The following is a 23,889-nucleotide window of genomic DNA, read 5'->3' as shown; positions in this document are numbered from 1 at the left end:
AGAGTTGGACGCTTTGAAGGTGTTACCTTATATTGCTCAAGGTGTAACAAGAATAGGGGGGAAGCATGAAACTGAAGATAGCGTGGGCGCTCATGGCGTCTTTGATCTCGTTCGGATCCCAAGCGGCTGGCGTGGTTTGGGAACAGCAGCCCGATAGCTTTATGGGTATACGCATAGGTGGGCCTGCGTCCGATATTCCAGAATGCACCGATACAGGTAGTGGCTTGTGTAAAACTGATCGCTTGCCAGGGCGTGAAGGAGACATTGGGCACACTTGGAACCTGCGTAATTTGCCTGATTTGGGCTTCCCGTACAGAGGGGATATGTCTGTAACGTTCTCAGGGGATATTAGGGAAATAGGCATCATTTCAAGATTTGAGAATGCGCAAGAGCTGGAAGATATAGCGAATGAGCGATACGGGCGCGTGCCCGGTACATTTAGAGATGAGAACACGGGCGATAATCTCCGGCGCATATGGGAAGGTGACTTCACGCGAATTGAGTACCTAAGGTCGGCCTATATGGACTCGGTAATTCTGCTCGTAAGACTTGTCCCTGTGTCTCTGGCAGATTATGAGAATGCCAAGCTAGAGGCCAAGAAAGAGCAAGAAAGAGAGGCCGCCGAGGCGCAAAGAAAAGCCCGTGAAATTCCCCGTAAAGCACGGTTGCTTTAAGCCCGCAGTTTTAAACAGTGAGGGCGGCTGGCGGGCTTCATTTTCGGTTTCGCTTGGCAACTGAGGCTTGGCAAGGGCCGGGTTCGGTTTCGCTCAAGGGCTAGGGCCGTTGAATTCTGCCTCATAAACCTCATCGGCCGCCATCTCTACCTGTACACGCTCCCGATTGGTCAAGCCTGGCGGCGGGGGCGCGTCAGCAAGCAGTAATTCTGTAGGCCTCACGCATTGCAGGCCGTTATCGCGCTGTATCTTGTACAAGGCGCTTTGAATCGTCATAAGTTCTTTGTTTGCAGCGTGTGCCTGCCGTGCAAGTTCGCCCCGAACCTTGGGCTGGCCTGCCTCTAGGCTTTCACCAATCAAGCGAAACCATAGGTGCTCCAGCACTTGAGCGCGGCGCAGTAGAGACTTGATCACATATGGCTTATCGCCTTCGGCTTGGCAGGTGTAGATTGGCGGCGGGTTCTTCGGGTCAAGGATGAACGCCGTTAGTGCGTCAGCTTCTTTGGCCGGGTTAGGGTCAAAGCTCAAGTGTATATCCATTTGGGCTACCTCTTATTATTTTTGTAAGGCTGTTTGGGCGCAATGGTGGGCCGTCATTCTCAGAGATTTTTCAGCTTGTTATATGTTCAAGGTGGTTATGTAGGGTCATGTATAGTTTATGTAGGGTTTTAGGTGAACCCTACATGCTTGAAACCCGCATGAACAAGGGCTTTCCCTTTTTCTATGTATAGTATGTATAGTTTTTAATAAATAAACCTCATATAGGAAGCGACTAGCCCCACTTGTTCTCGTGTATGGGAAAACTTTTATTCACGAAAACTATACATCTATACATGGATTCTCAAGACTCGCATGGATAAAGGGCCTTGAGGTGTAGGGCTTTTGCAAACCCTACATAAAACCCTACATGAACCCGGTTTAGTCGGCGATATAGACCGCTCGGGTAAGAATATCAGTCCGGTTTCCCTGCTGTTCCTTCATGCTCGAAGTTACCCATACGTCCAAAATGCGCCACCCATAATAGACGTTACCCCTAATATTTCGGCGCTTTTCCGTCAGATGCTTTGCGATATCCCGGCCAAACCTTGTACTGTTCACCTTCGCTAAGTTGTTGCACTGGCAAAAATTTGCATAGGCGGCGTACAACATCGTTGCGGGGATTTCGCCTTCATTGGCATTTTCGGGTTCATCCTGCACTAAACAATCATCCACAAAACGCCAGATGATGTCCAACTCACGGCGGTACCTCTCCTTTGCCGCCATTAGGCATTCCGGCTCATCCAGTGCCCATCCAATCCTCTGCCCCTCAGCATTGGTCGATTGCTTCCACAGCTTGCGGAAACCATCCACGCACCACGCGAGGATACCTTCGCCTTCCGCTGACAAGATATCCTCCATCCCGTAGACCCGCTTGTCCTTGTCCGCGCCGCTGTAGTTCATGTCAAACGGGATAGACACAATCCGCCGCCATACGCCATCAAGCGTGGACGCCACCTTGGGCAACTCATTGAACGCAGGCCATAGCTTAAATTGTGGCCTTATCTCAGCAATTCGCTTGGCGAAAAGATTCCGCGCTGGCAGGGGGTCAGTGGACACGAGGTTTTTAAAGGCTCCCTCATTGAGCTGATTGCCATCTTCAGCCTCTGTGACAAATACTATTCGCGTACCCGGCAGGTTCATCATTTGCGGGCTTGGTGCAACAGCGCCAGCCTTGCGCCGGGCAACCATAAGCATTTGTACCGGCACACGCTGGGCGTAGGTACCCAGTAGCTTAAGCAGTGTGTTATTCAGCGTACTTTTGCCGTTAGAGCCCTGCCCGCCTTGGAAGAACGCTTTTTGCATTGCCATGTCACCCGACAGGCTGTAGCCCAATGCAAGTTGCACATAGTCCACCCACTCTTGGCGATCCTTCGAAACGTCAAAGATGAATTTTTGAAAGTTCGGGCACGGCGCAGAGACGTTGTACGGTACAGAAGTTATTTTAGACATCAGACGTTCTGGCGTATGCTGCAGAAGTTCCCCTGTTCGCAGATCAACGACACCGTTCTGAACGTTAAGCAGAAATGGCTCCGCATCAAGTGCCTGATGCGTCACACGGCGAACCTCTGCCTTCATCAGCTTTTTCACTGCGTCGATGGTGCGGGCTGACTCCAGACCATCGTAGAACTTAATGTGAGCCGTGAGGGCCTGCTGGGCCTTTCGCATGGCTTCCTTATCGCCTTGCTCCGTCGCTTCTGTCAGATCCTTTTTTAACCCTTGACCGATACGCTCTCTAAGCAGTCTGCCTTCCCGCTTTATTACCTTATTAAGGCTGTACGCGTCATCATCCCGCTGCCAGACCTTGCCGTCCCAGAAATACCACATCTCTAAGTCCATGATGTACAACAGTTGATCCGCATACTTGCGCATAAGGTATTCAGCCATCCCCACCTCAGTGTTATGGACTGGCGTAGCATCCTCTTTTACCGCCGGGTTGTGATTGGGGTTCAGGTGCTGCCACTTATCCTCCCACCCTGCTTTATAGGCCAATTGATACACCGTAGCCGCCGTTATGGCGCTTCCGCCCGCAGGGTTTCCATCTAGCCCTTCCCACGTGGAAAGCAGCGCCTGATAGCTGTATTTGCTGCCCTGTTTGCTCCATCCATCCACCAGTGCAAACCCTTGATCACTACCGTCAAACAAGTCATTAGTAGCTGCCACGCAAGAGAACCAGTCACCATAGCCGCCCGCGTCTGGATCAATGGCCCATAACGCGTCAGAGTAGCGGTCGATTTCTTCCGCGGCAACCTCACGGCGGGGGGCGGCTGCACGTTGCGCCCGCACCTTGAGCAAATCCCGCACCTTGTCCCGAGCGTTCACCCACATCAGCCCAAGGGCCGGTACGAATTTAGCAGGGCATCGGGCAATATCCTCGCGGGAGGCGCTCACCATCTCTGCGTAGCGATCTGCATCCATAGACACCAGGTCAGCAAACGCTACTGGCACCTTGTACGTGTTGCGTACGCGCTTGACGTTAGCCTGTCGCCACATGCGCGCTGACGTGTACACACGCATGTCTAGCGTATCCACGTTGAGCGTGAAGGCAATTTCTTTAATGATTTGATGAAAGCCCGCTACATCATCAAGGCCTAAGCTCCAAACGCCATTAGGCAAGAACATCTCAAGCGGCACCATGACGTGAAAACCCTTGCCGCCGCTCGCATAGATATGCAGCGCAGTGGCGTCTGCTCCTGCATCCGTTAGTTTCCCGATAAACTGGCGCACCTTAGGCAATACCTCATCAATGCTATCTGCATCGAAATCGAAATCGAAATAGGCAAAGTGCCCTAGGCTCAGCGCATCTGACCTGCTCACGTCCTCACTGTCTTTGCGATACGTCGAGGCCAGCACCGTGGCAAACATCGGATGAAGCTGTTCAAAGCGGTTTGCCGAGTCCCGTTCGGACACATACTTCCACTTTTCTTCCACGCTTTGCCCCTGAGCATCTTTGTTATCACGCATCTGGTATCCGCGATACAGCGTCTGAGGCTCTCGGCCAGCCTTAATCAAGATGCTGTCAAGCACTGCTTGCAAATCGGGGGCGGGCACCGCCCCCATATCGCCCATATCAGCGTCGCTGATAAATGGGGCTTCGATACTGCTGTCGGCTTGAATACCGATCTTCTGGTTATGATTTGTCATTAGGACATCCTTATAACAAGCGGGTTAGCAGGCTAAAAGCTAGCCTTAGGGTGTCTCGCAAGTTATAATAGAAGCTTGGACCGCTGCTAAATAACTTACGATTCTAAAGGCTCCGAAGCACCATGCTCCGGGGTCTTTATTCTTTACGGGGTCATCGCTGCCATGCGGTGCTGCAGCTGGTCTTTTAGACGCTCAGCTTCCGTATGCAGGCGGCGCAGGTTTTCTACCAGTGCGGCAAGGTGAAGCACCTTGAACGATGCGCAACGTGCGGTTACGCCATCATCTAAACGTCTGTATGCAGCTAGCACCTCCGCCAACTCAGAGGCTTCTTTCAGGCCATCGCCCATCATCAGAGAGTGTTTGTATGGCATCGATCACCCTTTTTAGTGTTTTTATAAGGTGTGCCGGGGGTTGACCCGCCCCGGCTCGGGGTTTCTGTGAAGCCATCGCGACGATGCTTCACTCACGTAATACCAGCCTGTTCCTCATCCCTGCACTGTTGAAGGCTTAAGCCATATAAGGCAGGGCATAGCGACATAGACCGTTTTACGAATTCTTACCAGAATCGTTCTGGCTGGTCGACAAAGCGGTCAAGCGCAGCGTGACTCATTTTCCGTCCCCGCTTTGCCAGCTTTGTCGTGAGGCAACGCAAACGCGGTTTGGCGTGGAACATGCCTCGTGATAGAACCCATTCATTATGAATTTCGCGTTGCGCACGCTTGGGCAGTTTGCACCGTGCGAGCGCCATTTCGGCAGGCTCAAATAGCTGTTGACCGTCGTCCAGTATCAACCGTCCTATCTTCTTGATCAATGCAGCGTCGCTTTCTTGTATGCCATACGCGATGGTTTCAGGCCCACCCAAACGAATTGTTGCATTTAGCGTCAGTAGGTGCGCGGTAATGAGGTCAATTAAGGGTCCGCGCAGCTGAGTGCAGTAAGACTCATAGCCATGCTTCATGGTTAACTCCTCAATCATATCTTCAAGCCGTTGTGAGGCTCGCTCATGACACTGCTGGTAATAGATGATCTGGTCTTGCTGTGCTGGGTCTTGCATATGTCACTCCTTATTATTGTTGTAATGACTGTGTTGTGACGGGTATCTAAAGTACTACTAAAGCGGTCGCAAGTAAGGGCCCGTCAGGCAATTATCAATGAGCAGTCATGAATTGTTCCTTAAAAGATGCTGATTAGAACAGTAGAAGCGCTGATGCGCAGCACTCCGCCGCCCCAATTAAAGGGTATTGATATCTGACGTGTAAATGCAACCACTGACGGCGGTTGAACCAACCCTTTATGCGTATGTAAAGCGGTACTCGAACTGTTGTGAGCTTTTCTTTGCCCATGAGGATTTGCTCCTTCTTATTCTTCGTTGTGGTGGCGTGTACGGCTATTAGATCCTGGACTTCCTTTTGGCGTCAGCCTCGAACTGCTGCATATACACATTTGCCTGCCGCCGGTCAAAGACAGCCGTCCTGCCGATATGGAATACAGGCTTTAGTGTGAAACGGCCGCGGTGCTTGCGCTGGTGCAGCGCGTTAGGGGTCATGCCTAGCATGTGTGCCAAGCGGGCATAGCCATAAATTAAATTGGAGTCGGGATAAGTCATGCAAAAGCCCTTGTGAATTATTTGTTATTAGTCAGGCGCTTATGAATATGATTGTAACGCAAAATATTCCGCTTATGCAAGCATGTTTTCAAAGCTGGCTGGCCGAGCATTACTCTGGGCCAGCCTTCAAAGAAGACTACTTCATCTTGTTAAAGAACATCGCAGCCGTCGACGTTTTAGCCGCCTGCTGCGCTGGTAAAGTTACGTCGAGTCCTGTACCTGCAGGCTGTTAGCCCACGCCTGTAAATCAGCGATGCGCCACGCCACTGCACGAGTACCCAGCGATACCGGCCTAGGGAACGAACCCGCAGCTATCTTGCGGTAAATCTCAGCCCTAGATATGCCAGTCAGCGCTGGCAGGTCTTTCATGCGTACGAACAAGGGTGGTGCTGTAGTCGATACAAACATCGGTCTCTGTATTCGCACTCCATCCTTTTGATCTGCGTTTTGATCCGGTGCCAATGCATGCTGTTGCAGGCGTGCAGCCAGATTTGCAATATCCTGCTGCTGTGCGATCAATGCAGAGAGCGCGGCCACAAGCCCGTCGATATCCCCTTTCATGCGCGGGCCTCCAACGAGGCCAGCTTCGCTGCTAGATCACTTGGCCTTAAGTGCGTATATCTAGCCAGCATGCCCAAGTTCTTATGCCCGGTAATCGCGGATAGCTCATAGGCATTTAGGCCGCGCTCAGCCATTCTTGATGTGAACTCATGCCGCAAATCATGAAAACGCAAGCCCACAAGCCAAGTCTCGCTAATCTCTACGCCTGCCCGGACGCATTCCTTTTCATAGGTTTGCCTAGCCCTATCAACGGCACGTATCCAAGCCGTACTCATACTGTGCGAAGTGACTTTAAAGACAGACTCGCCTACTTGACCGGATAGGGGACTCAGGATGGCTAACGCGTCAGGCGATAGGGGTATGGTGCGGCTGGTTCCGTTCTTGGTAAGCGGGAAATGCATAACACGCGCCTGAAGATCAACATGCCGCCATTGAGCACCCACCAACTCACCCAGCCGGGCACCTGTTGCTAGAGCAAGCGGGGCAATAGTTTTGAGTGTCGAACTGCGAGAAGCTGCCAGTACCAGCCGCAGCTCCTCATCGGTTATGCGCCGCGCTCTTTCATTATGGACGGAAGGCCTGCGCACGTCCTTAACGGGATTCTGTACAGGTAAACCCCAGTCTTTGCGGGCTATTTCGAACAGGTGGCTTAATAGCGTGAGGCGGCGAGTTACCGTGCCGGGGGCTAGATTTTTTAGCCATGCGTCCCGTAGCTCTGCAACTTCACTGGGTTGGATAAAGTCCAAGGGCTGGCGGGCTAGCTTGGTTTGCCGCCAGATGCTTATGACGTATTTTTCAGCCAGTGCCCCGCGCTTTTGCACGGTTACGGTGCCTTCGTACCTGCGTAGGGCTTCGCTCAAGTTCGGTACAATAGCTTCCTTAAAGTTATGAGTACCTCGCCTGATTGCATCCTCAATACTTACCGCCCAAGATTGAGCGGCACGAGCGGTGTTAAATGACTGGCTAACAGTCGGATAGCCTTTTATGCGGATTCGGGCAGAGAATTTTCCGTTACGTTTTACAATGGTCGCCATGAGTCAGCCTCTTTTTTTCAGGAAATGTTCCCCTGCTGTACCAAGCCCATTTATTTGCCGCCCTGCAATCCTGAAACCCTTTGTTTATAAGGCTTGTAGGGCCCTTATCGAAAACGAACAGCGCACACGCCAGGCGGTGCGCGGCATCAAGGACATGTTCCGCAAGGATGGTATAGCTAAATGAGCTCCATAAAAGTTGGTCTGCTGGGACTGGGCGTCGTTGGAGGCGGTGTCTGGAAAGTTCTTAATACAAATGCAGAAGAGATCGCCCGCCGTGCTGGCCGCTGCATTGAAGTCTCGGTTGCGGCAGTGCGTGATGTCGACAAGGCCAGGCGTCTGGTTGGCGACTCCTTGAAAATTGTTGATGACCCGATGCTGGTTGTTCGCGATCCTGACATAGACATTGTGGTCGAGCTTATAGGCGGCGACACCCTGGCACGCGAACTCATCATGGAAGCCATCGCCCAGGGCAAACACGTGGTCACAGCCAATAAGGCTTTGCTGGCTGAGCATGGCAACGAGATCTTCCAGGCGGCTCGCGACCGTGGTGTCATGGTTACCTTTGAGGCGGCCGTGGCGGGTGGCATCCCCATTGTCAAGGCTATACGCGAGGGCCTTACCGCAAATCGTATAGAGTGGGTGGCTGGCATTATCAATGGCACCACCAACTTTATTCTTACGCAAATGCTGGCGCAAGGCCAGTCGTTTGATGAGGCGCTGGCAGACGCCCAGCGCCTGGGTTATGCCGAGGCCGATCCCACATTTGATATCGAAGGCATAGACGCCGCGCACAAGCTGTCGCTGCTGGCATCACTGGCCTTTGGCATACCGGTGCAGTTTGAAAAGGCGTATACAGAAGGCATCACCAACCTCGCCCAAGAAGACCTGGCGCATGCCGAGCGTCTGGGGTACAGGGTGAAGCTGTTGGGCATTACACGTCGTCGCCCCGAGGGCATAGAACTGCGTGTGCATCCCACACTGGTCCCTGCCGATTCTATGCTGGCCAGTGTGCAGGGCGCCATGAATGCGGTGCTGGTGCGCGGTGACGTGGTCGGCCCTACGCTGTATTACGGGCAGGGTGCAGGCGATATGCCCACGGCCTCGGCGGTAATCGCCGACCTGGTTGACGTTACGCGTCTGCAGGCGGCTGATCCAGGCCATCGAGTGCCTTACCTGGCCTTTCAGCATGACGCCATGGATGACACCCCGGTGCTCGAGATGGCCGACGTTGTCTCCTCGTATTACTTGCGCCTGCGTGTGCAAGACCGTCCTGGTGTGCTTGCCGACATCGCACGTCTGCTCGCCGACGTGGGTATCTCCATAGGTTCCATGTTCCAGGAGCCTTATGGTGACAACGAGGCCGAAATTATCTTTCTTACACACCAGGCGCGTGAGGGCGACATTGACAGTGCCCTGCAGCGCATTGCTGGCCTTCCTTTTGTTCATTCTGGGGTAACCCGGTTGCGGGTCGAGAGTCTGCTATGAAATACCGTTCAACCCGTGGCGGCATGACGCCCATGCCTTTTTCCGACATCCTGCTGGAAGGCCTGGCGCCCGATGGCGGGCTGGCTATACCTGAAAGCCTTCCACGCATTGATGCCGAAACACTGGCATCGTGGCGCGGCCTTACGTATGCGCAGTTGGCCACGCAAATTCTCAGCGTGTTCATTGATGACATCCCTCACGCTGATTTAAACCGATTGACGCACGCCGCCTATCGGGCCGATGTGTTCGGTAGCGAGGCCATTGTTCCACTTAAACCGCTCAATCACGGCATGCAACTGTTGGGGCTTTCTGAAGGGCCTACGCTGGCTTTTAAAGATATGGCCATGCAGTTTCTGGGGCAGGCGTTCGAGTACGTGCTGAGCAAGCGTGACGCCTGCATTAATATCCTGGGTGCCACATCGGGTGATACGGGTTCGGCCGCCGAGTATGCCTTGCGCGGCAAACGCGGTGTCACGGTGTTTATGCTGTCGCCCCAGGGGCGTATGAGCGATTTTCAGCGTGCCCAAATGTACACGCTGCAAGACGCCAATATTCATAACATTGCCTTAAACGGCGTATTTGATGAATGCCAAGATATCGTTAAGGCGCTTGCCGGCGACCTCGACTTCAAGGCGCGCTATCACATTGGCGCCGTCAACTCCATTAACTGGGCTCGCATTGCTGCCCAGGTCGTGTATTACTTCTGGGGCTGGCTGCGCGCAACTAGCCAGCCTGGTCAGCAGGTATCCTTCGCCGTTCCTTCCGGTAACTTCGGTAATATTCTTGCCGGGCATATTGCACGTCAGATGGGCCTGCCAGTACGTCGCCTGGTGCTGGCTACCAACGAAAACAATGTGCTCGAAGAGTTTTTCCGCACAGGTATTTACCGACCGCGCCCGGCAGCAGAAACGCATGCCACCTCAAGCCCGTCTATGGATATTTCACGCGCGTCCAACTTTGAGCGCTTTGTCTTTGACTTGCTCGACCAGGATGCCGCGCGGGTTAATGCCTGCTGGCAGGCATTGGCGCGCGACGGTTACTTTGATCTCAGCGAGCTCAAGCCGCTGTTCGAGTCGCGCTATGGCTTTGTCGCAGGGGTTAGCACGCACGCCGACCGGCTGCACACGATACGTGAGGTGCAAAAAGAAACTGGCCTGCTCGTTGACCCGCACACAGCCGACGGCATTAAAGTGGGCGCGTCATTTGTCGAAGAGGGCATTCCCATGCTGGTACTAGAGACCGCCTTGCCGGCTAAATTTGGCGAGACCATACTCGAGGCCACTGGTAAGCCGGCGCCCCTGCCTGCACACCTGCAAAATCTCTCGCAGCTGCCACAGCGGGTTGCCGTCATGGACTGCAAGCTTGAGCTTGTGCGCGACTATATTATTCAGCACGCGTCAGGTACAAACTGAGCCTGATTACATGTCGAGCATGCATCCGGCACCGATTGATTTCGCATACATGACCAGCATGTGCCCAGTACGGACGATGCTTGTTCATCTATCGGGCACACATCGGGTGCGGTCTGAGCCTGATTACCCTGCAGGCGTCGCGTCACCGTGTTGGCGCATGGGCGTGTTCGAGCCCAGCCCTGACGCTAAACGGGTGGCATCAGCCAGGTGTTTAGTGCCATGCTGACGGCAGGTAATTTTCTGGCGATAGGTGTGGGTGCGGCGCTGGGCGCGATGTTGCGTTGGTTGCTTGGGCTATGGCTGACGCATCAGGGGTCGACCCTGCCCTGGGGCACGCTGGCTGCCAATATGGGCGGCGGCTATCTCATTGGGCTGGCGCTGGGTGTGCTGTCGTTGTACCCAGAGGTGCCAGTGTGGGTGCGTCTGGGGCTAGTCACGGGGTTTTTAGGCGGGCTGACCACCTTCTCGACGTTTTCGGCCGAGACCATGGGCATGCTTGAGCGTGGGTATGTGCTCATGGGGCTGGGGTATGCAGGCCTGAGCCTGCTTGGCAGTCTGGTGTTGACTGCGCTGGGATATGCCACTGTGCGATGGCTGGGTCTGGGCAGCTAGGCTTTTCGAGTCAGGGTAGAGCAAGCTCACCGAGTTGTTTCGACAGGCTGTCGGCGGCTTGGCGACCACTGCGTACAGCACCTTCAAGAACGCCGGGGTAGCCGGTGTCAGTCCAGTCACCGGCCACCGCAATGCGAGGCCAGGGGCTTAAGTTCGATGGACGTATCAGCCCGGGTCTCGCGGCAAACGTCGCACGTTTCTCCACAATGACATGGTGGCCGCAAATCGGCGCCCTGGTGCCTGATTTGTTTGCCTGCATCTGCACTTGTCGGGCGACAGCCGATACAACATCCTCCTGCGCATGGGCCATCATGGCGCGTGCATCGCTAATGACGACATGCAGCAGCGCGGGTGCAGTATCTTCTGCGTTGCCGTTCGCTGGTGTTGCGCCGGCTTGGCGGGCATACATGCTGCGGTCAAACAGCCACTGACCAAATTCAAGTTGCCCAGGGTCTTCGCGCAGCAGCATCATGGGGTGGGGCAGTTGCCAGGCTTGCTCGACCTGAAAGGTAATCGTGGCGATCGGAATAAAATCAAAGCGACTCAAGGCTTCAAGGTACTGAGCGGAGCCTGTAGCTGGCGTAAGCTGACTTAGTAGGCGATGAGCCGACGGAGTATTGGTAGCGACAATAGCTGCGTCATAGCTAACCCCGTCCACTTCTACGCCGGCTGTACTGGCGTACAGCCGCTTGACCGTATGCCCCAGTTTTAGACGGCTGGGCGGGTAATGTTCAATATGCTCGCCCGAATCTTCAGCAAATTCCAGATACTGTGCCGCCCGTTCTGGCCATAACCGTGAAAGATCAGTGCGCGGGATCAATACCCCCGAAGCGGCGGTGCTCCCGCCTACGCTGTCTCGCAGTACATTGGCAAACAACTGTGCACAGGCCTCATCGGGTGGCGTGTTCAGGGCGGCTACACACAGAGGGCGCCAGAAGGCCTGCACAACGCGCGGGCTTTGAGCTCCCTGGGCCAACCATTGGGCTACGGTCAGGCCAGGTGTAGTGAGCCAGTTGCGCTGGCGCAATCGTGCGCACAGGGCGATAAGGCGAAGCTTTTCGGCAGGGGCAAGGCCCCGGGCCAGCAAAACGCCACCCAGCAAATTGAAAGGGGCGGGTAAAGGCAACGAGCTAAGTGAAAAATGGCCGTCTGCGCTTTGCAGGGTGAGGCGCTCGCGATAAAACAGTGCTTCGGGATCAAGCCTGAGTTCGCGCATCAGCGCAAGTGTTTCGGTGTAGGCTGCCAGCAAAATGTGCTGGCCGTTGTCAATGTGTGCACCCAGTGCTCGCGACCAAACGCGACGGGCTCTGCCGCCAGGCACCTGGCCTGCTTCGAATACGTCTGCGGTGTGCCCCAGTTGCTTCGCACGCACAGCGGCCGCCAGCCCTGCCCACCCCGCGCCGATCACGGCTATGCGCATACGTGCAGGGCCATGTTAATGGCTTAGGCGCCGGGTTAGCCCCCGTCCGCCCGATACCCAGGTTTTCCAGGCTAGCCAGAACTTGCGTATAGGCGTGAGCGAAATGCGCTGATCCAGTACCTGCCAGTTGTCGCGCTCGATTTCATCCAGCAGCGTGTGGTAAATGGCTGCCATCAGTAGCCCCGGGCGCTGGGCACGGCGGTCTTCTTCCGGCAATGCCAACATGGCCTCGCGGTAGCACTGACGTGCGCGCTCGGTTTCAAACTTCATTAAGGCGACAAAACGGTCAGAGTATTGGCGGTCAAGAATTTCGTCTACGGTGACATTAAAGCGCGCTAGGTCTTCCAGAGGCAGGTAGATGCGCTCGCGTCGTGCATCATCGCCCACATCGCGGATGATGTTGGTCAGCTGGAACGCAAGGCCGAGTTTTGCCGCGTAGACCAGTGTTTCGGGGCGTTTATAGCCAAAAATACCTGCCGACATCTCACCCACCACGCCGGCGGCGTGCCAGCAGTATTTTTCAAGACCGGGCCAATCAGGGTAGTTGTCGTGGTAAAGATCCATTTCCATGCCGTCCACCACTGCATCCAGTCTTTTCTCTGTAATGTCAAAAGCCTGGACATGTGGTGCCAGCGCCTGCATGACCGGGTGCTCGGTATGCCCCTTGAACATCTGTTCGATCTGGCCTCGCCACCACGCCAGCTTCATGCGCGCCACCGAAGGGTCAGTGCACTCATCGACCACGTCGTCGACCTCTCGGCAGAAGGCATAAAGCGCGGTAATGGCTTTGCGCCGTTCGGGAGGAAGGAACAGAAAAGAGTAGTAAAAACTGGACCCGCTCTGCGCGGCCTTATTCTGGCAATATTCGTCAGGACTCATTGGTGATGTGGTCGATATAGGTAAAAGAGTGGCCGGCCCGGGTGATATGGCAATGCTGGTCAGCGGCGTTGCGGCGTTGAAGGCGAGAGGCCCTCCAAATACCATGAGTTTTAGTCCATGGTTGGTGAGAGTGCGTTCTGCCGTAACTCAGCGCCACGCGCGCCAGACCATCAGCGCCCAGTCGCGTTTTTTGAGCGTTGGGCGATGGGTGAATATGTCATAGTGTAATTGGTCGAGGCGCTCAAGGATACGAAGCCCCCCCTGTACGACCAGTTTTAGTTCAAAGCCAATGCGCCCGGGAAGCCGGTGTGCCAACGGCAGGCCAGACAGCAGTTGCTCGCGCGCTTGCGCCACCTGAGCCCGCATCAAGGCTTGCCAAGCATGATCTGCTCGGGTAGTGGACTGCTGCGCGCCCACTAACGGGCCATGAGCGCTGGTGGTCGCTTCCAGAGGTGGCTGGGGCTGCAGGGCAGCGTCTATGGGTGCGTAAGACGGGTGGCTGTTTTCGGGTAAGCCTGACGCATTGGTGGAGGGCGTATGCAGTGCCGACAGGCAGCGGGCCTGAATGTAGTCTGTACCAAGCCCGTGCTGTTTCAGTCTGGCAAGTGGTAGGTAAACCCGCTCTTTGCCCCAGTCTATGGCAACATCCTGCCAAAAATTGGTCAATTGTAGGCCTGTGCATATGGCGTCAGAGTGTGCCAGATTGTCGCGGGTTGCTGCCTCGTAAAGATGCAACATAAGGTGGCCCACCGGGTTGGCCGAGCGTCGGCAATAATCGAACAGCGCTACATCGTTGTCATACCGGGTTGTAATGACATCTTGTTCAAACGCAGACAGTAGGTCAAAAAACGGTTGCAAGGGCAGGGCGTGCTGGCGTATGGTCTGCGCCAGTGGTTCGAATACCGCATGGCGAGGGTCGTCAGGCGCAAGCTGGAGGCGACCCTGGCCTATCTGCTGCAGGGCATCGCGGTAGCTCCCCAGCAGCGCCAGGCGTTGTGAAGGCTGCGCGTCGCCCTCATCAGCGATATCATCTGCACTACGTGCAAAACGGTATAGGTTTTTAACCGGCGTGCGCAGGCGTCGCGGCAAGAGCAACGATGCAACCGGGAAGTTTTCATAATGATCAACAGCCATAGGCGCCGAGTATAAGGCAGTATCGACCTACTACTTTGTCCTGGCGGCTGTGCAACACGGAGAAACAATGCCTCGCCCCATTTCGGCCACCATTTCGGTACCGTCTCTGATCCACAACCTGAAGACAGTGACGGCGCAAATGGGCCGTCCAGCCGTTCCCGCTGGCAGCGTGACTCCGCGCGTTTGGGCTGTCATCAAGGCCCGTGGTTATGGGCATGGTATTGAGCCGGCTGTGCGCGCCTTTAACCGGGCCGACGGCCTGGCCATGCTTGATCTTGAAGAGGCTGTGCAGTGTCGACAGCTCGGCTGGACCGGCCCCATCTTGCTGCTCGAAGGTTTTTTCGAGCCGCGTGATCTGGCTGTGCTGGATGAATACCGCCTGACCACCACGATACACACCGCCGAACAACTGGACATGCTAAATGCGGCCCGGTTGTCCAAACCCATTGACGCGTTCATTAAGCTCGATAGCGGCATGAGTCGCCTGGGCTTTTCACCGGCCCGTTTTCGCGATGCCTATGCCAGGGCCATGGGCTTTGTAGACCGTGGCCTGCTGGCCAGTGTGGGCAAGATGACACACTTTGCCCGCGCTGACGACGATGCACAGGTGACGCGACAGCAGCTTGATGTGTTTCGTCAGGCCACGCAAGGCCTGCCTGGCGCCGTCAGCGTCTGCAATTCAGCCGCCACGCTCACGCCTGGGTTGTGGGCTGGCGTTGGTGGCGATGACGGGCAATGGGTGCGTCCTGGCATCTGTCTTTATGGCGCATCGCCTTTTGCCGACAGGTCTGCAGCACAGCTAGGCCTGCGCCCCGCCATGACGCTGGCGTCGCGCCTTATTAGCGTGCGCACTGTCGCCGCCGGTGCGGGTGTCGGCTACGGGCATGTTTTTATTGCAAGCAAAAATACTCGAATAGGCATCGTGGCATGTGGCTATGCAGACGGTTATCCACGGCATGCAGTAACCGGCACGCCCGTCACGGTAGACGGGGTGCGTACACGCCTGCTTGGTCGGGTATCGATGGACATGCTGGCTGTCGATCTTGACCCCGTGCTCCACGCACAGGTTGGCGCGCCTGTCGTGCTTTGGGGTGAGGGGGGGCCTTCAATCGATGAGGTAGCCACGGCTGCCGGAACCATTGGCTATGAATTAATGTGTGCGGTGGCACCCCGAGTGCCGAAAGTCATTCTTGAGGAGAAACAAACATGAAAGACAAATGTGTTCTGGTAACGGGTGCCACAAAAGGCATAGGTTGGGCGATCAGTCGTCGGTTGGCCGATATGGGCTGTCATGTCGTAGGGTTGGCCAGGAATACGCAAGATATTGACTTCCCTGGCTATCTGTATTCGTGTGATCTGGCCAACGCCGGCGAGACCGAAGACATGCTGCGCGTCATACGTGAAAAATACCCGGTTGATGGGGTGGTCAATAATGTTGGCCTGGTCAAGCCTGAACCGCTCGGTGAGATAGACCTGGCCTCGCTGTATCAGGTGCTAGACCTTAACGTGCGGGTTGCGGTTCAGGTTACCCAGGCATTTGTGCCAGCCATGAAGTCACGAAAAAATGGCCGTATCGTCAATATTTGCAGCCGGGTGACACATGGCAGCAGAGACCGCACCAGCTATTCTGCCGCCAAAAGCGCATTAATTGGTTGCACGCGAACCTGGGCGCTTGAGCTTGCACCTTTCGGCATCACCGTTAATGCGGTGTCGCCTGGCCCGGTCGAAACTGAACTGTTTCGGGTCAATCACCCCGAGGGCAGTGATGCCGAGAAACGTTCACTGGCTTCCATTCCTATGGCCCGGCTTGGCACCCCCGCCGATGTGGCGGCCGCCGTATCTTTTCTTTTGAGCGATGATGCAGGCTACATCACTGGTCAAGAGCTCGGTGTAGACGGTGGTGGCAGCATTGCGGGTCGATAGCGTGTTGCAGGGCGGTTAAACTGCACACATGGCAAAAGCAAAAACATCGTTCGTCTGCAGCGAGTGCGGGGGCGTGTGCCCCAAATGGGAAGGAAAGTGTCCGCATTGCGGCGCTTGGAATACCTTACAAGAAACCCGCGATCACGGTGGCGCACCGCATCGCTATGCACCGCTGGCTGGCGCCAGCCCGGTGCGCAAACTATCGGATATCGAAGCGCGCGAGTTGCCACGGCAACCGTCCGGCATATCAGAGTTTGACCGTGTGCTCGGTGGCGGGCTGGTGCCCGGCGCTGTTGTGCTCATTGGCGGCGACCCCGGTATAGGGAAGTCAACGTTATTGCTGCAAGCGCTGGTGTCGCTGTCACGGAGCGTCAAGGTTTTGTACGTAACGGGCGAAGAGTCTGCCGAGCAGGTGGCTTTGCGCGCTCGGCGACTTGACCTCGCTACCAGTGACGTCAATCTGCTGGCTGAGATCCGGCTTGAGGCCATCACTGCAGCGCTTGCCGAGCAACAGCCCAGTGTGGCCGTCATTGACTCGATACAAACGCTGTACTCCAGTGAGCTAAGTGCTGCACCCGGCTCCGTGTCGCAGGTGCGCGAATGCGCAGCCCAGCTTACCCGTCTGGCCAAGCAGACCGGCACCACGATCGTTCTTATTGGGCACGTTACAAAAGACGGCTCGCTTGCCGGGCCACGTGTGCTCGAACATATCGTTGACACGGTGCTGTACTTTGAGGGCGACACGCATTCGTCGTTCAGGCTGGTCAGAGCATTTAAAAACCGGTTTGGTGCTGTCAATGAGCTAGGCGTTTTCGCCATGACCGACCGTGGCTTGCGCGGGGTGTCCAACCCGTCTGCGTTGTTTCTTTCTCAACACGAGCAGAACGTACCAGGCTCCTGCGTCATGGCAACCCAGGAAGGCACACGCCCGCTGCTGGTCGAGATCCAGGCCCTGGTTGACACGGCACATGTGCCCAACCCCCGTCGGTTGTCAGTGGGCCTTGAAGGCACGCGTCTGGCTATGTTGCTGGCTGTCCTGCATCGTCATGCTGGTGTCGTCACCTACGATCAAGACGTCTTCGTCAATGCGGTAGGGGGCGTCAAAATTACCGAACCTGCGGCAGACCTGCCCGTTCTGCTGGCCATTATGTCTTCGCTCACCAATAAGCCACTGCCCAAGGGGTTAATCGTCTTTGGTGAGATCGGGCTGGCCGGCGAAATTCGACCGGCGCCGCGTGGTCAGGAAAGGTTGCGTGAAGCTGCCAAGCTGGGCTTCGGGCTGGCACTTGTTCCCAAAGCCAATGCACCCCGGCAGCCTATAGAAGGTCTGGAAATCTGGGCTGTCGATCGCATTGATGCCGCCATTGCCAGGGTGAAGGAAGCAACATGAGGAGTACAGTTTGACGTGGTATTGGCTGGCTGTAGGCGCTCTGGCATCTGGCGCTTTAATCGGATTTACTGGCGGGGTGCTGGGTATTGGTGGCGGCCTGCTGGCCATCCCGTTGCTTGGGCTCATTTTAGGTATGGATCAGCAGCAGGCACAGGGCACTGCATTAATCATGGTGCTGCCCGCCGTACTGCTTACCGTACGCAAATATAACCAGAATGCACGCATTGATTTTCGTGCGGCGGGTGCCGGTGCCGCAGGTTCGATTGTGTTCACGTATTTGGGGGCAAGAATTGCGCTAGGGCTTGACTCTAGCGTGCTGCGCACAATATACGCCTCATTTGTGCTGGCTATTGCCATTTTCTACTTTATCCAGGGTGTCCGCGGGATGAGGGCCTCTCATTCTGTTACGCCACGTCGACAGCCAGGCGAGTTCAACCGAGCCTGGTTTGCCCTGGTCGGCGTATTGGCTGGGCTGGCGGGGGGCGTATTCGGTGTAGGTGGCTCGGTACTGGTAGTGCCTATTCTTACCACGGTGTTCAGGCTTAGCCAGACAGGGGCGCAGGCGCTTGCGCTCACCATGATCATCCCGGGTACGTTTGTTGCACTTATTACCTACGCGTCTCATGGTCAGGCAGACTGGCTGGTGGGCGTGCCCATGGCTATGGGTAGCCTGCTGTGCGTGCCCTATGGTGTACGCCTTGCCTATGCGCTGCCAGAACCTCGACTTAAGTTGATATTTGCCTGCATGCTCGTTGTTATCATGGGTCTGCTCTTGCTGAAGGTATAGCCTCCATGATTATTTTTCTGTCTTATGTGCCCATTTTTTATCCGGAGACCCCATGACCCGTTTGTCGTCGGTCAACATGCGGGCACCCGAGGCACAAGAGTGCCGGATTCCAGGCGGCCTCATGAGGTTTGATCCCGAGCTGGTATTTGAGCCCGGAGCCTATCTTTTTGATGCAACGGATACGCGCAATCATGCTCAGGAAGTCAGTGAGGGCGGGCGACGGGCAGCATGGTTTGTGCAGGGGCAATTTGGTGAGGGCGTGTTGCGCCACTATCGCCGCGGAGGCTTGATGGCACGGCTGAGCCAGCGTCATTACGTCTGGGCTGGCAAGAATGCAACGCGTTCGTTTGCTGAATTTAATCTGCTGCGCTTTATGTATGGGCAGGGCTTGCCGGTTCCTCGCCCCGTAGCGGCCGCCTGGTGGCGCAATGGCCTGACATATCGCGCGGCCATTCTGGTCGCCCGCATTCCTGATGTAAAGCCGCTGGCCAATGTGCTCGATCAAGGGCATCATGCGGCAGTGGCGGCGGCCATTTGTGCCATTCATCATGCAGGCGTCTGGCACGCTGATCTCAATGCTTACAACGTTCTGCTCGATGAGTCTGGCAAGGCCTGGCTTATTGATTTTGACAAGGGCCGCGTCCGGCCTTTGCTGTCGCCCGAGCGCAGACGTGGTAATTTGTTGCGTCTGCGCAGGTCGCTGGTGAAGGTGGCTGGTGAGCGTGGCATGGTGTGGTGGGACGAGCTTAATCGTGTCTATGGCCAGCTTGATGGGTTAACGCAACACCCATAGGCAAAAAAGCTTTATCATCTCGCCTTTTGGGTTTCTGTGGTCTTGGGGAGGCTTGCAATGAAATTCAGCGTGACAACAAAGCTGCTCGTAGGTGTTGCACTGGTATCGACGATGTCGACGGCCTGGTCGCAAGAACGCATCGTCAACGTGTACAACTGGGCCGAATACACCGCGCCCGACACCATATCGGGGTTTGAAAAAGCAACCGGCATTAAGGCGCGCTACGACGTCTATGACAGCAACGATACCCTTCAGGCCAAGCTGCTTACCGGCAAATCGGGTTATGACGTTGTTGTGCCGTCTACCAATTACGCCGCACGCCAGATCGAGGGCGGTTTGTTCCAGAAACTCGATAAAACAAAACTACCCAACCTTAAATACCTTGATCAGGCGATCATGGACGTCGTCGCCAGCGTCGATCCGGGCAATCAGTATTTGGTCCCCTGGGGCTATGGTACCAATGGGCTGGGTTACAACGTCACCAAGGTGAAGGAAATCTTCGGTGATAACGCGCCACTCAATAGCTGGGATATGTTGTTCAAGCCCGAAAATGCCGCAAAGCTTAAGGGCTGCGGCATATCCATACTTGACGAAGCCGCACAGATCTTGCCTGCTGCACTGCACTACCTGGGTAAAGATCCCAACAGCAGCAACCCTGATGATTACAAGGCGGCGTTTGATCTGCTTAAGTCTATTCGGCCCTATGTGCGTCAGTTCAGCTCTTCTGGCTATATTGATGAGCTGGCTGCGGGTGATCTGTGCATGGTCTATGGGTATTCAGGCGACGTCATGATAGCGGCTCACCGCGCACGTGAGGCCAAAAAAGCCTACACCATTGATTACTACATTCCAGAGGGTGGGGCGCCGGTGTGGTTTGACACCATGGCCATACCCAAAGGTGCAGCGCATGTCGACGAAGCCCATGCGTTCATCAATTACATTGAAACCCCTGAGGTGCATGCCGCCATTACCAACACCATGTTTTATCCCAATGCCAACAAAGAGGCGCGCAAGTATGTGATCAAAGAAGTGGCTGATAACCCCATGATTTACCCGACTCCTGAGGTTGCCAAAACCCTTTTTGTGATCAAACCGCAGCCACTGAAGATGCAGCGTCTGCAGACACGGATGTGGGCTGAGTTAAAGTCAGGGCGTTAAACATCATGTCTGATTTGCGACAGACGTCGTCGTGGTCCGGCGATGCGGACGGGTTTGTGCGCATCGAAGAACTGGTCAAAATATTTGGCGACACAGTGGCTGTACGCTCCGTAAACCTGTCGGTGCGACGGCATGAGGTATTCGCCTTGCTGGGCAGCTCAGGTTGCGGCAAATCGACCCTGCTGCGCATGCTGGCGGGTTTCGAAGATGCTACCTCCGGTCGCATTTACCTCGACAACGAAGATATCACCAGCCTGCCGCCACACCGCAGGCCTGTCAACATGATGTTTCAGTCGTATGCGCTGTTTCCGCATATGACGGTTGAGGCCAATGTGGCGTTTGGTCTCAAGCAAGAGGGCGTGCCGCGCAACGAAATCCACGAGCGCGTATTTGAGGTGCTTGATCTCGTGCAAATGGGTGGTTACGCGCGGCGCAAGCCCAGTCAGCTCTCGGGTGGTCAACAACAACGTGTCGCGCTGGCGCGTAGCCTGGTAAAGCGGCCCAAGCTGTTATTGCTCGATGAACCCATGTCAGCGCTCGACAAGCAAATTCGCCAGAAAACGCAAATTGAGCTCATAAAGATACTTGAGCAGGTCGGCGTAACGTGCATTATGGTTACCCATGATCAGGAAGAAGCCATGACCATGGCTGACCGGCTGGCCGTCATGACAGAAGGCCAAATCGTGCAGTGCGGTTCGCCTCAAGACGTCTATGCGTTTCCGGCCAGCAGTTTTGTGGCCGGGTTTATCGGCTCCACCAATCTGTTCACCGGCACCATTGTTGTTGACGAGCCTGATCATGTAGTTATCGAAAGTAGTGCACTGCCCCGCCCACTCTATGTCAACCACGGTATCAGTGAGCCCCTGGGCATGGAAGTGTTTGTGTCGGTCAGGCCCGAGCATGTGCGTGTATTGCGTGAACAGCCTGTGATCGAATCAAACTGGGCGCATGGCATGGTCAGCCACATGGCCTGGATGGGCGCCTATGCCCAGTACCAGATTCGGCTCGATTCAGGCCAAATCATTGAAGCAAGCGTGCCGAGCCAGCTGCTGGCTCAGGCCGATGCTCCTGGGCTAGATGACGAGGTGTACGCCGCGTGGTCCAGCGACAGCGCCACGGTATTGGCATCATGAAAAAAATCGCCTGGCCTCCCATGCCCGGCCGGCGATTGCTGGCGATTGTGCCGCCGTTCGCCTGGCTGTCGCTGTGGCTGTTGGTACCATTTTTGCTGGTACTTAAGATTAGTTTTGCCGACCTGCGTTTTGGTGTACCACCCTATACGCCGCTGGCCGAGCTACACGATGAAGTCCTCACTATTGCCCTGAGCTTGCGTGGGTATATATTGCTGTTCACCGACAGCCTGTACCTTGCGACCTACCTTAACTCGGTCAAAATGGCCGCCATTACCACTGCATGCTGCATGGTCATTGGCTACCCCATGGCGTATTACATTGCTCGCTCGAATGCGTCTGTGCGCAGTATTTTGCTGCTTGGGGTTATTTTGCCTTTCTGGACATCATTGCTGCTGCGTGTTTACGCCTGGGTGGGCATATTGCGCAATGATGGCCTGCTCAATAATTTCTTGCTGTGGCTGGGTGTTATTGATTCGCCCATGGAAATCTACCGCACTGACCTAGCGGTGTACATTGGCCTTGTCTATGCCTACCTGCCGTTTTTTATCCTGCCGCTTTATGCCAACCTGGTCAAACTCGATGTCCGGCTGCTTGAGGCGGCTTATGATCTGGGGGCCCGTCCATGGCGGGCCTTTGTCAGCATAACGCTGCCCTTGTCTATGCCAGGTGTTATTGCCGGCGCCATGCTGGTTTTTATTCCGACAGTAGGCGAGTACGTGATTCCCGAAATGCTTGGGGGCGCCAATACCCTCATGATGGGGCGGGTTATGTGGAACGAGTTCTTCAATAACGCCGATTGGCCCATGGCGGCGGCCGTGACCTGCGTGATGGTCATGTTGTTGCTGGTGCCGTTGGTATTGTTTCAGTATGCCCAGGTCAGGCAGTTTGAAGCACAACGAGGGGGGGCGCGATGACACGCCCCAATCCAGCGCTCAGGGCTGTTGTGCTCACCGTGGGTTATGCCTTTTTGTATATTCCGATTCTTTGTCTCATGGTTTTTTCGTTTAACGATTCTGCCATGATGACGTCATGGAGCGGCTTCTCGTTTAAATGGTATGCGGCACTGCTTGATGACGAGGCATTGCTGAGTGCGGCCAGGCTCTCGCTTATTATCGCCTCGCTGACTGCTACGGCTGCGGTCGTCGTCGGTACTTGGGCAGGCTATGTGCTGGCTCGCATGGGGCGGTTTCGCGGCTTTTCCTTGTACGTTGGCATGCTAAGTGCCCCGCTGGTCATCCCTGAGGTCGTGTTGGGCATCTCGCTGCTGCTCATGTTTGTCGAGGTCAGCGAATTGCTGGGGTGGCCCGACGGCAATGGGGTATTCACGATATGGATCGGGCACCTGACGCTGTGCACGGCATATGTGGCGGTGATCATCCAGTCGCGTATACGTGACCTTGACCGTTCGCTCGAAGAGGCAGCACTCGACCTGGGGGCGACGCCGCTCAAAGTCTTTTTCGTCATCACCGTGCCGTTGATTGTGCCTGCGCTGTTGGCGGCCTGGCTGCTTGCTTTTACACTATCGCTCGATGATGTTGTCATCGCGTCATTTTTGTCAGGGCCGGGTTACACCACGTTGCCGATCGAAGTGTTTTCGCGTGTGCGACTGGGCCTTAAACCCGAAATCAATGCACTGGCTACAGTGTTCATTTTGGTGGTCGCAGTTTGTGTCATTGTTGCCAATCGCATTCAATGGGGCCGCGCCAGCAAGCAATAAAGGAAATATATGAATACTGTACGCCTTTATGGCCTTAAGAACTGCAGCACCTGCCACAAAGCCACGGCATGGCTGTCCGAGCATGGTGTGGCGTTTGAATTTACCGATTATCGTGATCATCTTTTGGCGCCTGATACCTTGCGTGCCTGGGCAGACGAGCTGGGAGGCTGGCCCAAACTGGTCAATCGTGCGTCCATGACCTGGCGTAATCTGCCGCCAGAACGTAAAACACCAAGCACCGACGAACAATGGCTGGAACTGATTGCCGAGTTTCCTGCACTCGTTCGCCGGCCGGTCACCATAGATACACAAGGTGGTGTACAGGTTGGGTTTTCTGATAAAAAATATACCGAGCGTTTTGGCTAAGGCAGGTCTGAATAAACCGGTTCTAAGCTGAATCCGCTGCCGTAAACGATGGATATTATTAAATCTGTTTTTTCAACCTCGGGCTTCATATTACAGATCACTCGTCCCAGGTTTCAACTTACAG

The 23,889-nt window shown here is 55.3% G+C and carries 24 protein-coding genes; 14 read left to right on the top strand and 10 right to left on the bottom strand.

The window, feature by feature from the left end; all coding sequences use genetic code 11:
- Positions 1 to 65: 65 nt before the first annotated feature.
- Positions 66 to 674, top strand: a complete 609-nt coding sequence (locus tag FQ179_RS21190; protein WP_149399591.1) for a hypothetical protein — start codon at positions 66 to 68, stop codon at positions 672 to 674.
- Positions 675 to 767: 93 nt separating this feature from the next.
- Here FQ179_RS21190 and FQ179_RS21185 read toward each other — a convergent pair whose 3' ends face one another.
- From FQ179_RS21185 to FQ179_RS21155, 7 genes are all read right to left on the bottom strand, one after another.
- Positions 768 to 1,214, bottom strand: a complete 447-nt coding sequence (locus FQ179_RS21185; RefSeq protein WP_149399589.1) for a hypothetical protein — start codon at positions 1,212 to 1,214, stop codon at positions 768 to 770.
- Positions 1,215 to 1,592: 378 nt separating this feature from the next.
- Positions 1,593 to 4,355, bottom strand: a complete 2,763-nt coding sequence (locus FQ179_RS21180; RefSeq protein ID WP_149399588.1) for a phage/plasmid primase, P4 family — start codon at positions 4,353 to 4,355, stop codon at positions 1,593 to 1,595.
- Between the two features lie 143 nt (positions 4,356 to 4,498).
- A complete protein-coding gene (locus FQ179_RS21175; RefSeq protein ID WP_149399586.1) occupies positions 4,499 to 4,726 on the bottom strand; it encodes a hypothetical protein in 228 nt (75 codons plus the stop codon).
- Positions 4,727 to 4,911: 185 nt separating this feature from the next.
- Positions 4,912 to 5,409 carry a hypothetical protein gene (locus FQ179_RS21170; protein WP_149399584.1) on the bottom strand — a complete coding sequence of 166 codons (498 nt, stop codon included), beginning with the start codon at positions 5,407 to 5,409 and terminating at the stop codon, positions 4,912 to 4,914.
- A 336-nt stretch (positions 5,410 to 5,745) separates the two neighbouring features.
- Complete coding sequence (locus FQ179_RS21165; protein ID WP_149399582.1) at positions 5,746 to 5,961, bottom strand: hypothetical protein; 216 nt, start codon at positions 5,959 to 5,961, stop codon at positions 5,746 to 5,748.
- Between the two features lie 201 nt (positions 5,962 to 6,162).
- Positions 6,163 to 6,522: an AlpA family transcriptional regulator gene (locus tag FQ179_RS22830; protein WP_255475096.1), complete on the bottom strand. Its 360-nt coding sequence runs from the start codon at positions 6,520 to 6,522 to the stop codon at positions 6,163 to 6,165.
- Positions 6,519 to 7,382 (bottom strand): site-specific integrase, encoded by an 864-nt coding sequence (locus FQ179_RS21155; protein ID WP_188074684.1) that lies wholly within the window; start codon positions 7,380 to 7,382, stop codon positions 6,519 to 6,521. The genes FQ179_RS22830 and FQ179_RS21155 overlap by 4 nt, the downstream gene beginning before the upstream one ends.
- A gap of 354 nt (positions 7,383 to 7,736) precedes the next feature.
- Here FQ179_RS21155 and FQ179_RS21145 point away from each other — a divergent pair, with 354 nt between their 5' ends.
- The 3 genes from FQ179_RS21145 (at position 7,737) to crcB (ending at position 11,065) form a co-directional block, all read left to right on the top strand.
- Positions 7,737 to 9,041, top strand: a complete 1,305-nt coding sequence (locus tag FQ179_RS21145; RefSeq protein ID WP_149399577.1) for a homoserine dehydrogenase — start codon at positions 7,737 to 7,739, stop codon at positions 9,039 to 9,041.
- Entirely contained in the window at positions 9,038 to 10,453 is a 1,416-nt protein-coding gene (gene thrC / locus FQ179_RS21140) for a threonine synthase (protein ID WP_149399575.1), read from the top strand. The genes FQ179_RS21145 and thrC overlap by 4 nt, the downstream gene beginning before the upstream one ends.
- A 219-nt stretch (positions 10,454 to 10,672) precedes the next feature.
- A complete protein-coding gene (gene crcB / locus FQ179_RS21135) occupies positions 10,673 to 11,065 on the top strand; it encodes a fluoride efflux transporter CrcB (RefSeq protein WP_149399573.1) in 393 nt (130 codons plus the stop codon).
- Between the two features lie 10 nt (positions 11,066 to 11,075).
- On the opposite strand, the gene hpnE is transcribed toward crcB, so the two are convergent.
- The 3 genes from hpnE to hpnC all read right to left on the bottom strand — a co-directional run bounded on the left by hpnE (position 11,076) and on the right by hpnC (position 14,498).
- The gene (hpnE, locus tag FQ179_RS21130) at positions 11,076 to 12,485 is read right to left on the bottom strand and encodes a hydroxysqualene dehydroxylase HpnE (RefSeq protein WP_149399571.1); all 1,410 of its coding nucleotides are present in this window, start codon (positions 12,483 to 12,485) and stop codon (positions 11,076 to 11,078) included.
- 15 nt (positions 12,486 to 12,500) lie between these two features.
- Entirely contained in the window at positions 12,501 to 13,364 is an 864-nt protein-coding gene (gene hpnD / locus FQ179_RS21125; RefSeq protein ID WP_149399569.1) for a presqualene diphosphate synthase HpnD, read from the bottom strand.
- 147 nt (positions 13,365 to 13,511) lie between these two features.
- On the bottom strand, positions 13,512 to 14,498 hold the full coding sequence (gene hpnC / locus FQ179_RS21120) for a squalene synthase HpnC (protein ID WP_149399567.1): 987 nt from the start codon (positions 14,496 to 14,498) through the stop codon (positions 13,512 to 13,514).
- Positions 14,499 to 14,565: 67 nt separating this feature from the next.
- Here hpnC and alr point away from each other — a divergent pair, with 67 nt between their 5' ends.
- From alr to FQ179_RS21070, 10 genes are read left to right on the top strand one after another with little or no spacing between them, the layout of a single operon-like run.
- Positions 14,566 to 15,708: an alanine racemase gene (alr, locus tag FQ179_RS21115; protein WP_149399565.1), complete on the top strand. Its 1,143-nt coding sequence runs from the start codon at positions 14,566 to 14,568 to the stop codon at positions 15,706 to 15,708.
- Complete coding sequence (locus tag FQ179_RS21110; RefSeq protein ID WP_149399563.1) at positions 15,705 to 16,421, top strand: SDR family oxidoreductase; 717 nt, start codon at positions 15,705 to 15,707, stop codon at positions 16,419 to 16,421. Before alr ends, FQ179_RS21110 begins: the two co-directional genes overlap by 4 nt.
- A 28-nt stretch (positions 16,422 to 16,449) precedes the next feature.
- Positions 16,450 to 17,811, top strand: a complete 1,362-nt coding sequence (gene radA / locus FQ179_RS21105; RefSeq protein ID WP_149399561.1) for a DNA repair protein RadA — start codon at positions 16,450 to 16,452, stop codon at positions 17,809 to 17,811.
- Between the two features lie 10 nt (positions 17,812 to 17,821).
- The gene (locus tag FQ179_RS21100; RefSeq protein WP_149399559.1) at positions 17,822 to 18,598 is read left to right on the top strand and encodes a sulfite exporter TauE/SafE family protein; all 777 of its coding nucleotides are present in this window, start codon (positions 17,822 to 17,824) and stop codon (positions 18,596 to 18,598) included.
- A gap of 52 nt (positions 18,599 to 18,650) precedes the next feature.
- Entirely contained in the window at positions 18,651 to 19,391 is a 741-nt protein-coding gene (locus tag FQ179_RS21095) for a 3-deoxy-D-manno-octulosonic acid kinase (protein WP_255475095.1), read from the top strand.
- A 57-nt stretch (positions 19,392 to 19,448) separates the two neighbouring features.
- A complete protein-coding gene (locus FQ179_RS21090; RefSeq protein ID WP_149399557.1) occupies positions 19,449 to 20,549 on the top strand; it encodes a polyamine ABC transporter substrate-binding protein in 1,101 nt (366 codons plus the stop codon).
- Between the two features lie 5 nt (positions 20,550 to 20,554).
- Positions 20,555 to 21,682, top strand: a complete 1,128-nt coding sequence (locus FQ179_RS21085) for an ABC transporter ATP-binding protein (RefSeq protein ID WP_149399555.1) — start codon at positions 20,555 to 20,557, stop codon at positions 21,680 to 21,682.
- Positions 21,679 to 22,596 (top strand): ABC transporter permease subunit, encoded by a 918-nt coding sequence (locus tag FQ179_RS21080; RefSeq protein WP_149399553.1) that lies wholly within the window; start codon positions 21,679 to 21,681, stop codon positions 22,594 to 22,596. Before FQ179_RS21085 ends, FQ179_RS21080 begins: the two co-directional genes overlap by 4 nt.
- A complete protein-coding gene (locus FQ179_RS21075) occupies positions 22,593 to 23,399 on the top strand; it encodes an ABC transporter permease subunit (RefSeq protein WP_149399551.1) in 807 nt (268 codons plus the stop codon). Before FQ179_RS21080 ends, FQ179_RS21075 begins: the two co-directional genes overlap by 4 nt.
- 9 nt (positions 23,400 to 23,408) lie before the next feature.
- Positions 23,409 to 23,765, top strand: a complete 357-nt coding sequence (locus FQ179_RS21070; RefSeq protein ID WP_149399549.1) for a Spx/MgsR family RNA polymerase-binding regulatory protein — start codon at positions 23,409 to 23,411, stop codon at positions 23,763 to 23,765.
- Positions 23,766 to 23,889 lie beyond the last annotated feature (124 nt).

The sequence above is a fragment of the Pusillimonas sp. ANT_WB101 genome (genome assembly GCF_008369125.1).
Taxonomy (GTDB): Bacteria; Pseudomonadota; Gammaproteobacteria; order Burkholderiales; family Burkholderiaceae_B; genus Allopusillimonas.
The sequence above is the reverse complement of the archived record's forward strand: the minus strand, read 5'-3'. Positions and strand labels throughout refer to the sequence as shown.

Coding starts and splice junctions, on each gene's coding strand:
- crcB (WP_149399573.1), top strand. CDS start 10,673: ATGCTGACGGCAGGTAATTTTCTGGCGATAGGTGTGGGTGCGGCGCTG.
- FQ179_RS21170 (WP_149399584.1), bottom strand. CDS start 5,409: ATGCAAGACCCAGCACAGCAAGACCAGATCATCTATTACCAGCAGTGT.
- FQ179_RS21175 (WP_149399586.1), bottom strand. CDS start 4,726: ATGCCATACAAACACTCTCTGATGATGGGCGATGGCCTGAAAGAAGCC.
- FQ179_RS21165 (WP_149399582.1), bottom strand. CDS start 5,961: ATGACTTATCCCGACTCCAATTTAATTTATGGCTATGCCCGCTTGGCA.
- hpnE (WP_149399571.1), bottom strand. CDS start 12,485: ATGCGCATAGCCGTGATCGGCGCGGGGTGGGCAGGGCTGGCGGCCGCT.
- FQ179_RS21085 (WP_149399555.1), top strand. CDS start 20,555: ATGTCTGATTTGCGACAGACGTCGTCGTGGTCCGGCGATGCGGACGGG.
- radA (WP_149399561.1), top strand. CDS start 16,450: ATGGCAAAAGCAAAAACATCGTTCGTCTGCAGCGAGTGCGGGGGCGTG.
- alr (WP_149399565.1), top strand. CDS start 14,566: ATGCCTCGCCCCATTTCGGCCACCATTTCGGTACCGTCTCTGATCCAC.
- FQ179_RS21090 (WP_149399557.1), top strand. CDS start 19,449: ATGAAATTCAGCGTGACAACAAAGCTGCTCGTAGGTGTTGCACTGGTA.
- FQ179_RS21075 (WP_149399551.1), top strand. CDS start 22,593: ATGACACGCCCCAATCCAGCGCTCAGGGCTGTTGTGCTCACCGTGGGT.
- thrC (WP_149399575.1), top strand. CDS start 9,038: ATGAAATACCGTTCAACCCGTGGCGGCATGACGCCCATGCCTTTTTCC.
- FQ179_RS21080 (WP_149399553.1), top strand. CDS start 21,679: ATGAAAAAAATCGCCTGGCCTCCCATGCCCGGCCGGCGATTGCTGGCG.
- FQ179_RS21145 (WP_149399577.1), top strand. CDS start 7,737: ATGAGCTCCATAAAAGTTGGTCTGCTGGGACTGGGCGTCGTTGGAGGC.
- FQ179_RS21070 (WP_149399549.1), top strand. CDS start 23,409: ATGAATACTGTACGCCTTTATGGCCTTAAGAACTGCAGCACCTGCCAC.
- FQ179_RS21180 (WP_149399588.1), bottom strand. CDS start 4,355: ATGACAAATCATAACCAGAAGATCGGTATTCAAGCCGACAGCAGTATC.
- FQ179_RS21095 (WP_255475095.1), top strand. CDS start 18,651: ATGACCCGTTTGTCGTCGGTCAACATGCGGGCACCCGAGGCACAAGAG.
- FQ179_RS21190 (WP_149399591.1), top strand. CDS start 66: ATGAAACTGAAGATAGCGTGGGCGCTCATGGCGTCTTTGATCTCGTTC.
- FQ179_RS22830 (WP_255475096.1), bottom strand. CDS start 6,522: ATGAAAGGGGATATCGACGGGCTTGTGGCCGCGCTCTCTGCATTGATC.
- FQ179_RS21110 (WP_149399563.1), top strand. CDS start 15,705: ATGAAAGACAAATGTGTTCTGGTAACGGGTGCCACAAAAGGCATAGGT.
- hpnD (WP_149399569.1), bottom strand. CDS start 13,364: ATGAGTCCTGACGAATATTGCCAGAATAAGGCCGCGCAGAGCGGGTCC.
- hpnC (WP_149399567.1), bottom strand. CDS start 14,498: ATGGCTGTTGATCATTATGAAAACTTCCCGGTTGCATCGTTGCTCTTG.
- FQ179_RS21185 (WP_149399589.1), bottom strand. CDS start 1,214: ATGGATATACACTTGAGCTTTGACCCTAACCCGGCCAAAGAAGCTGAC.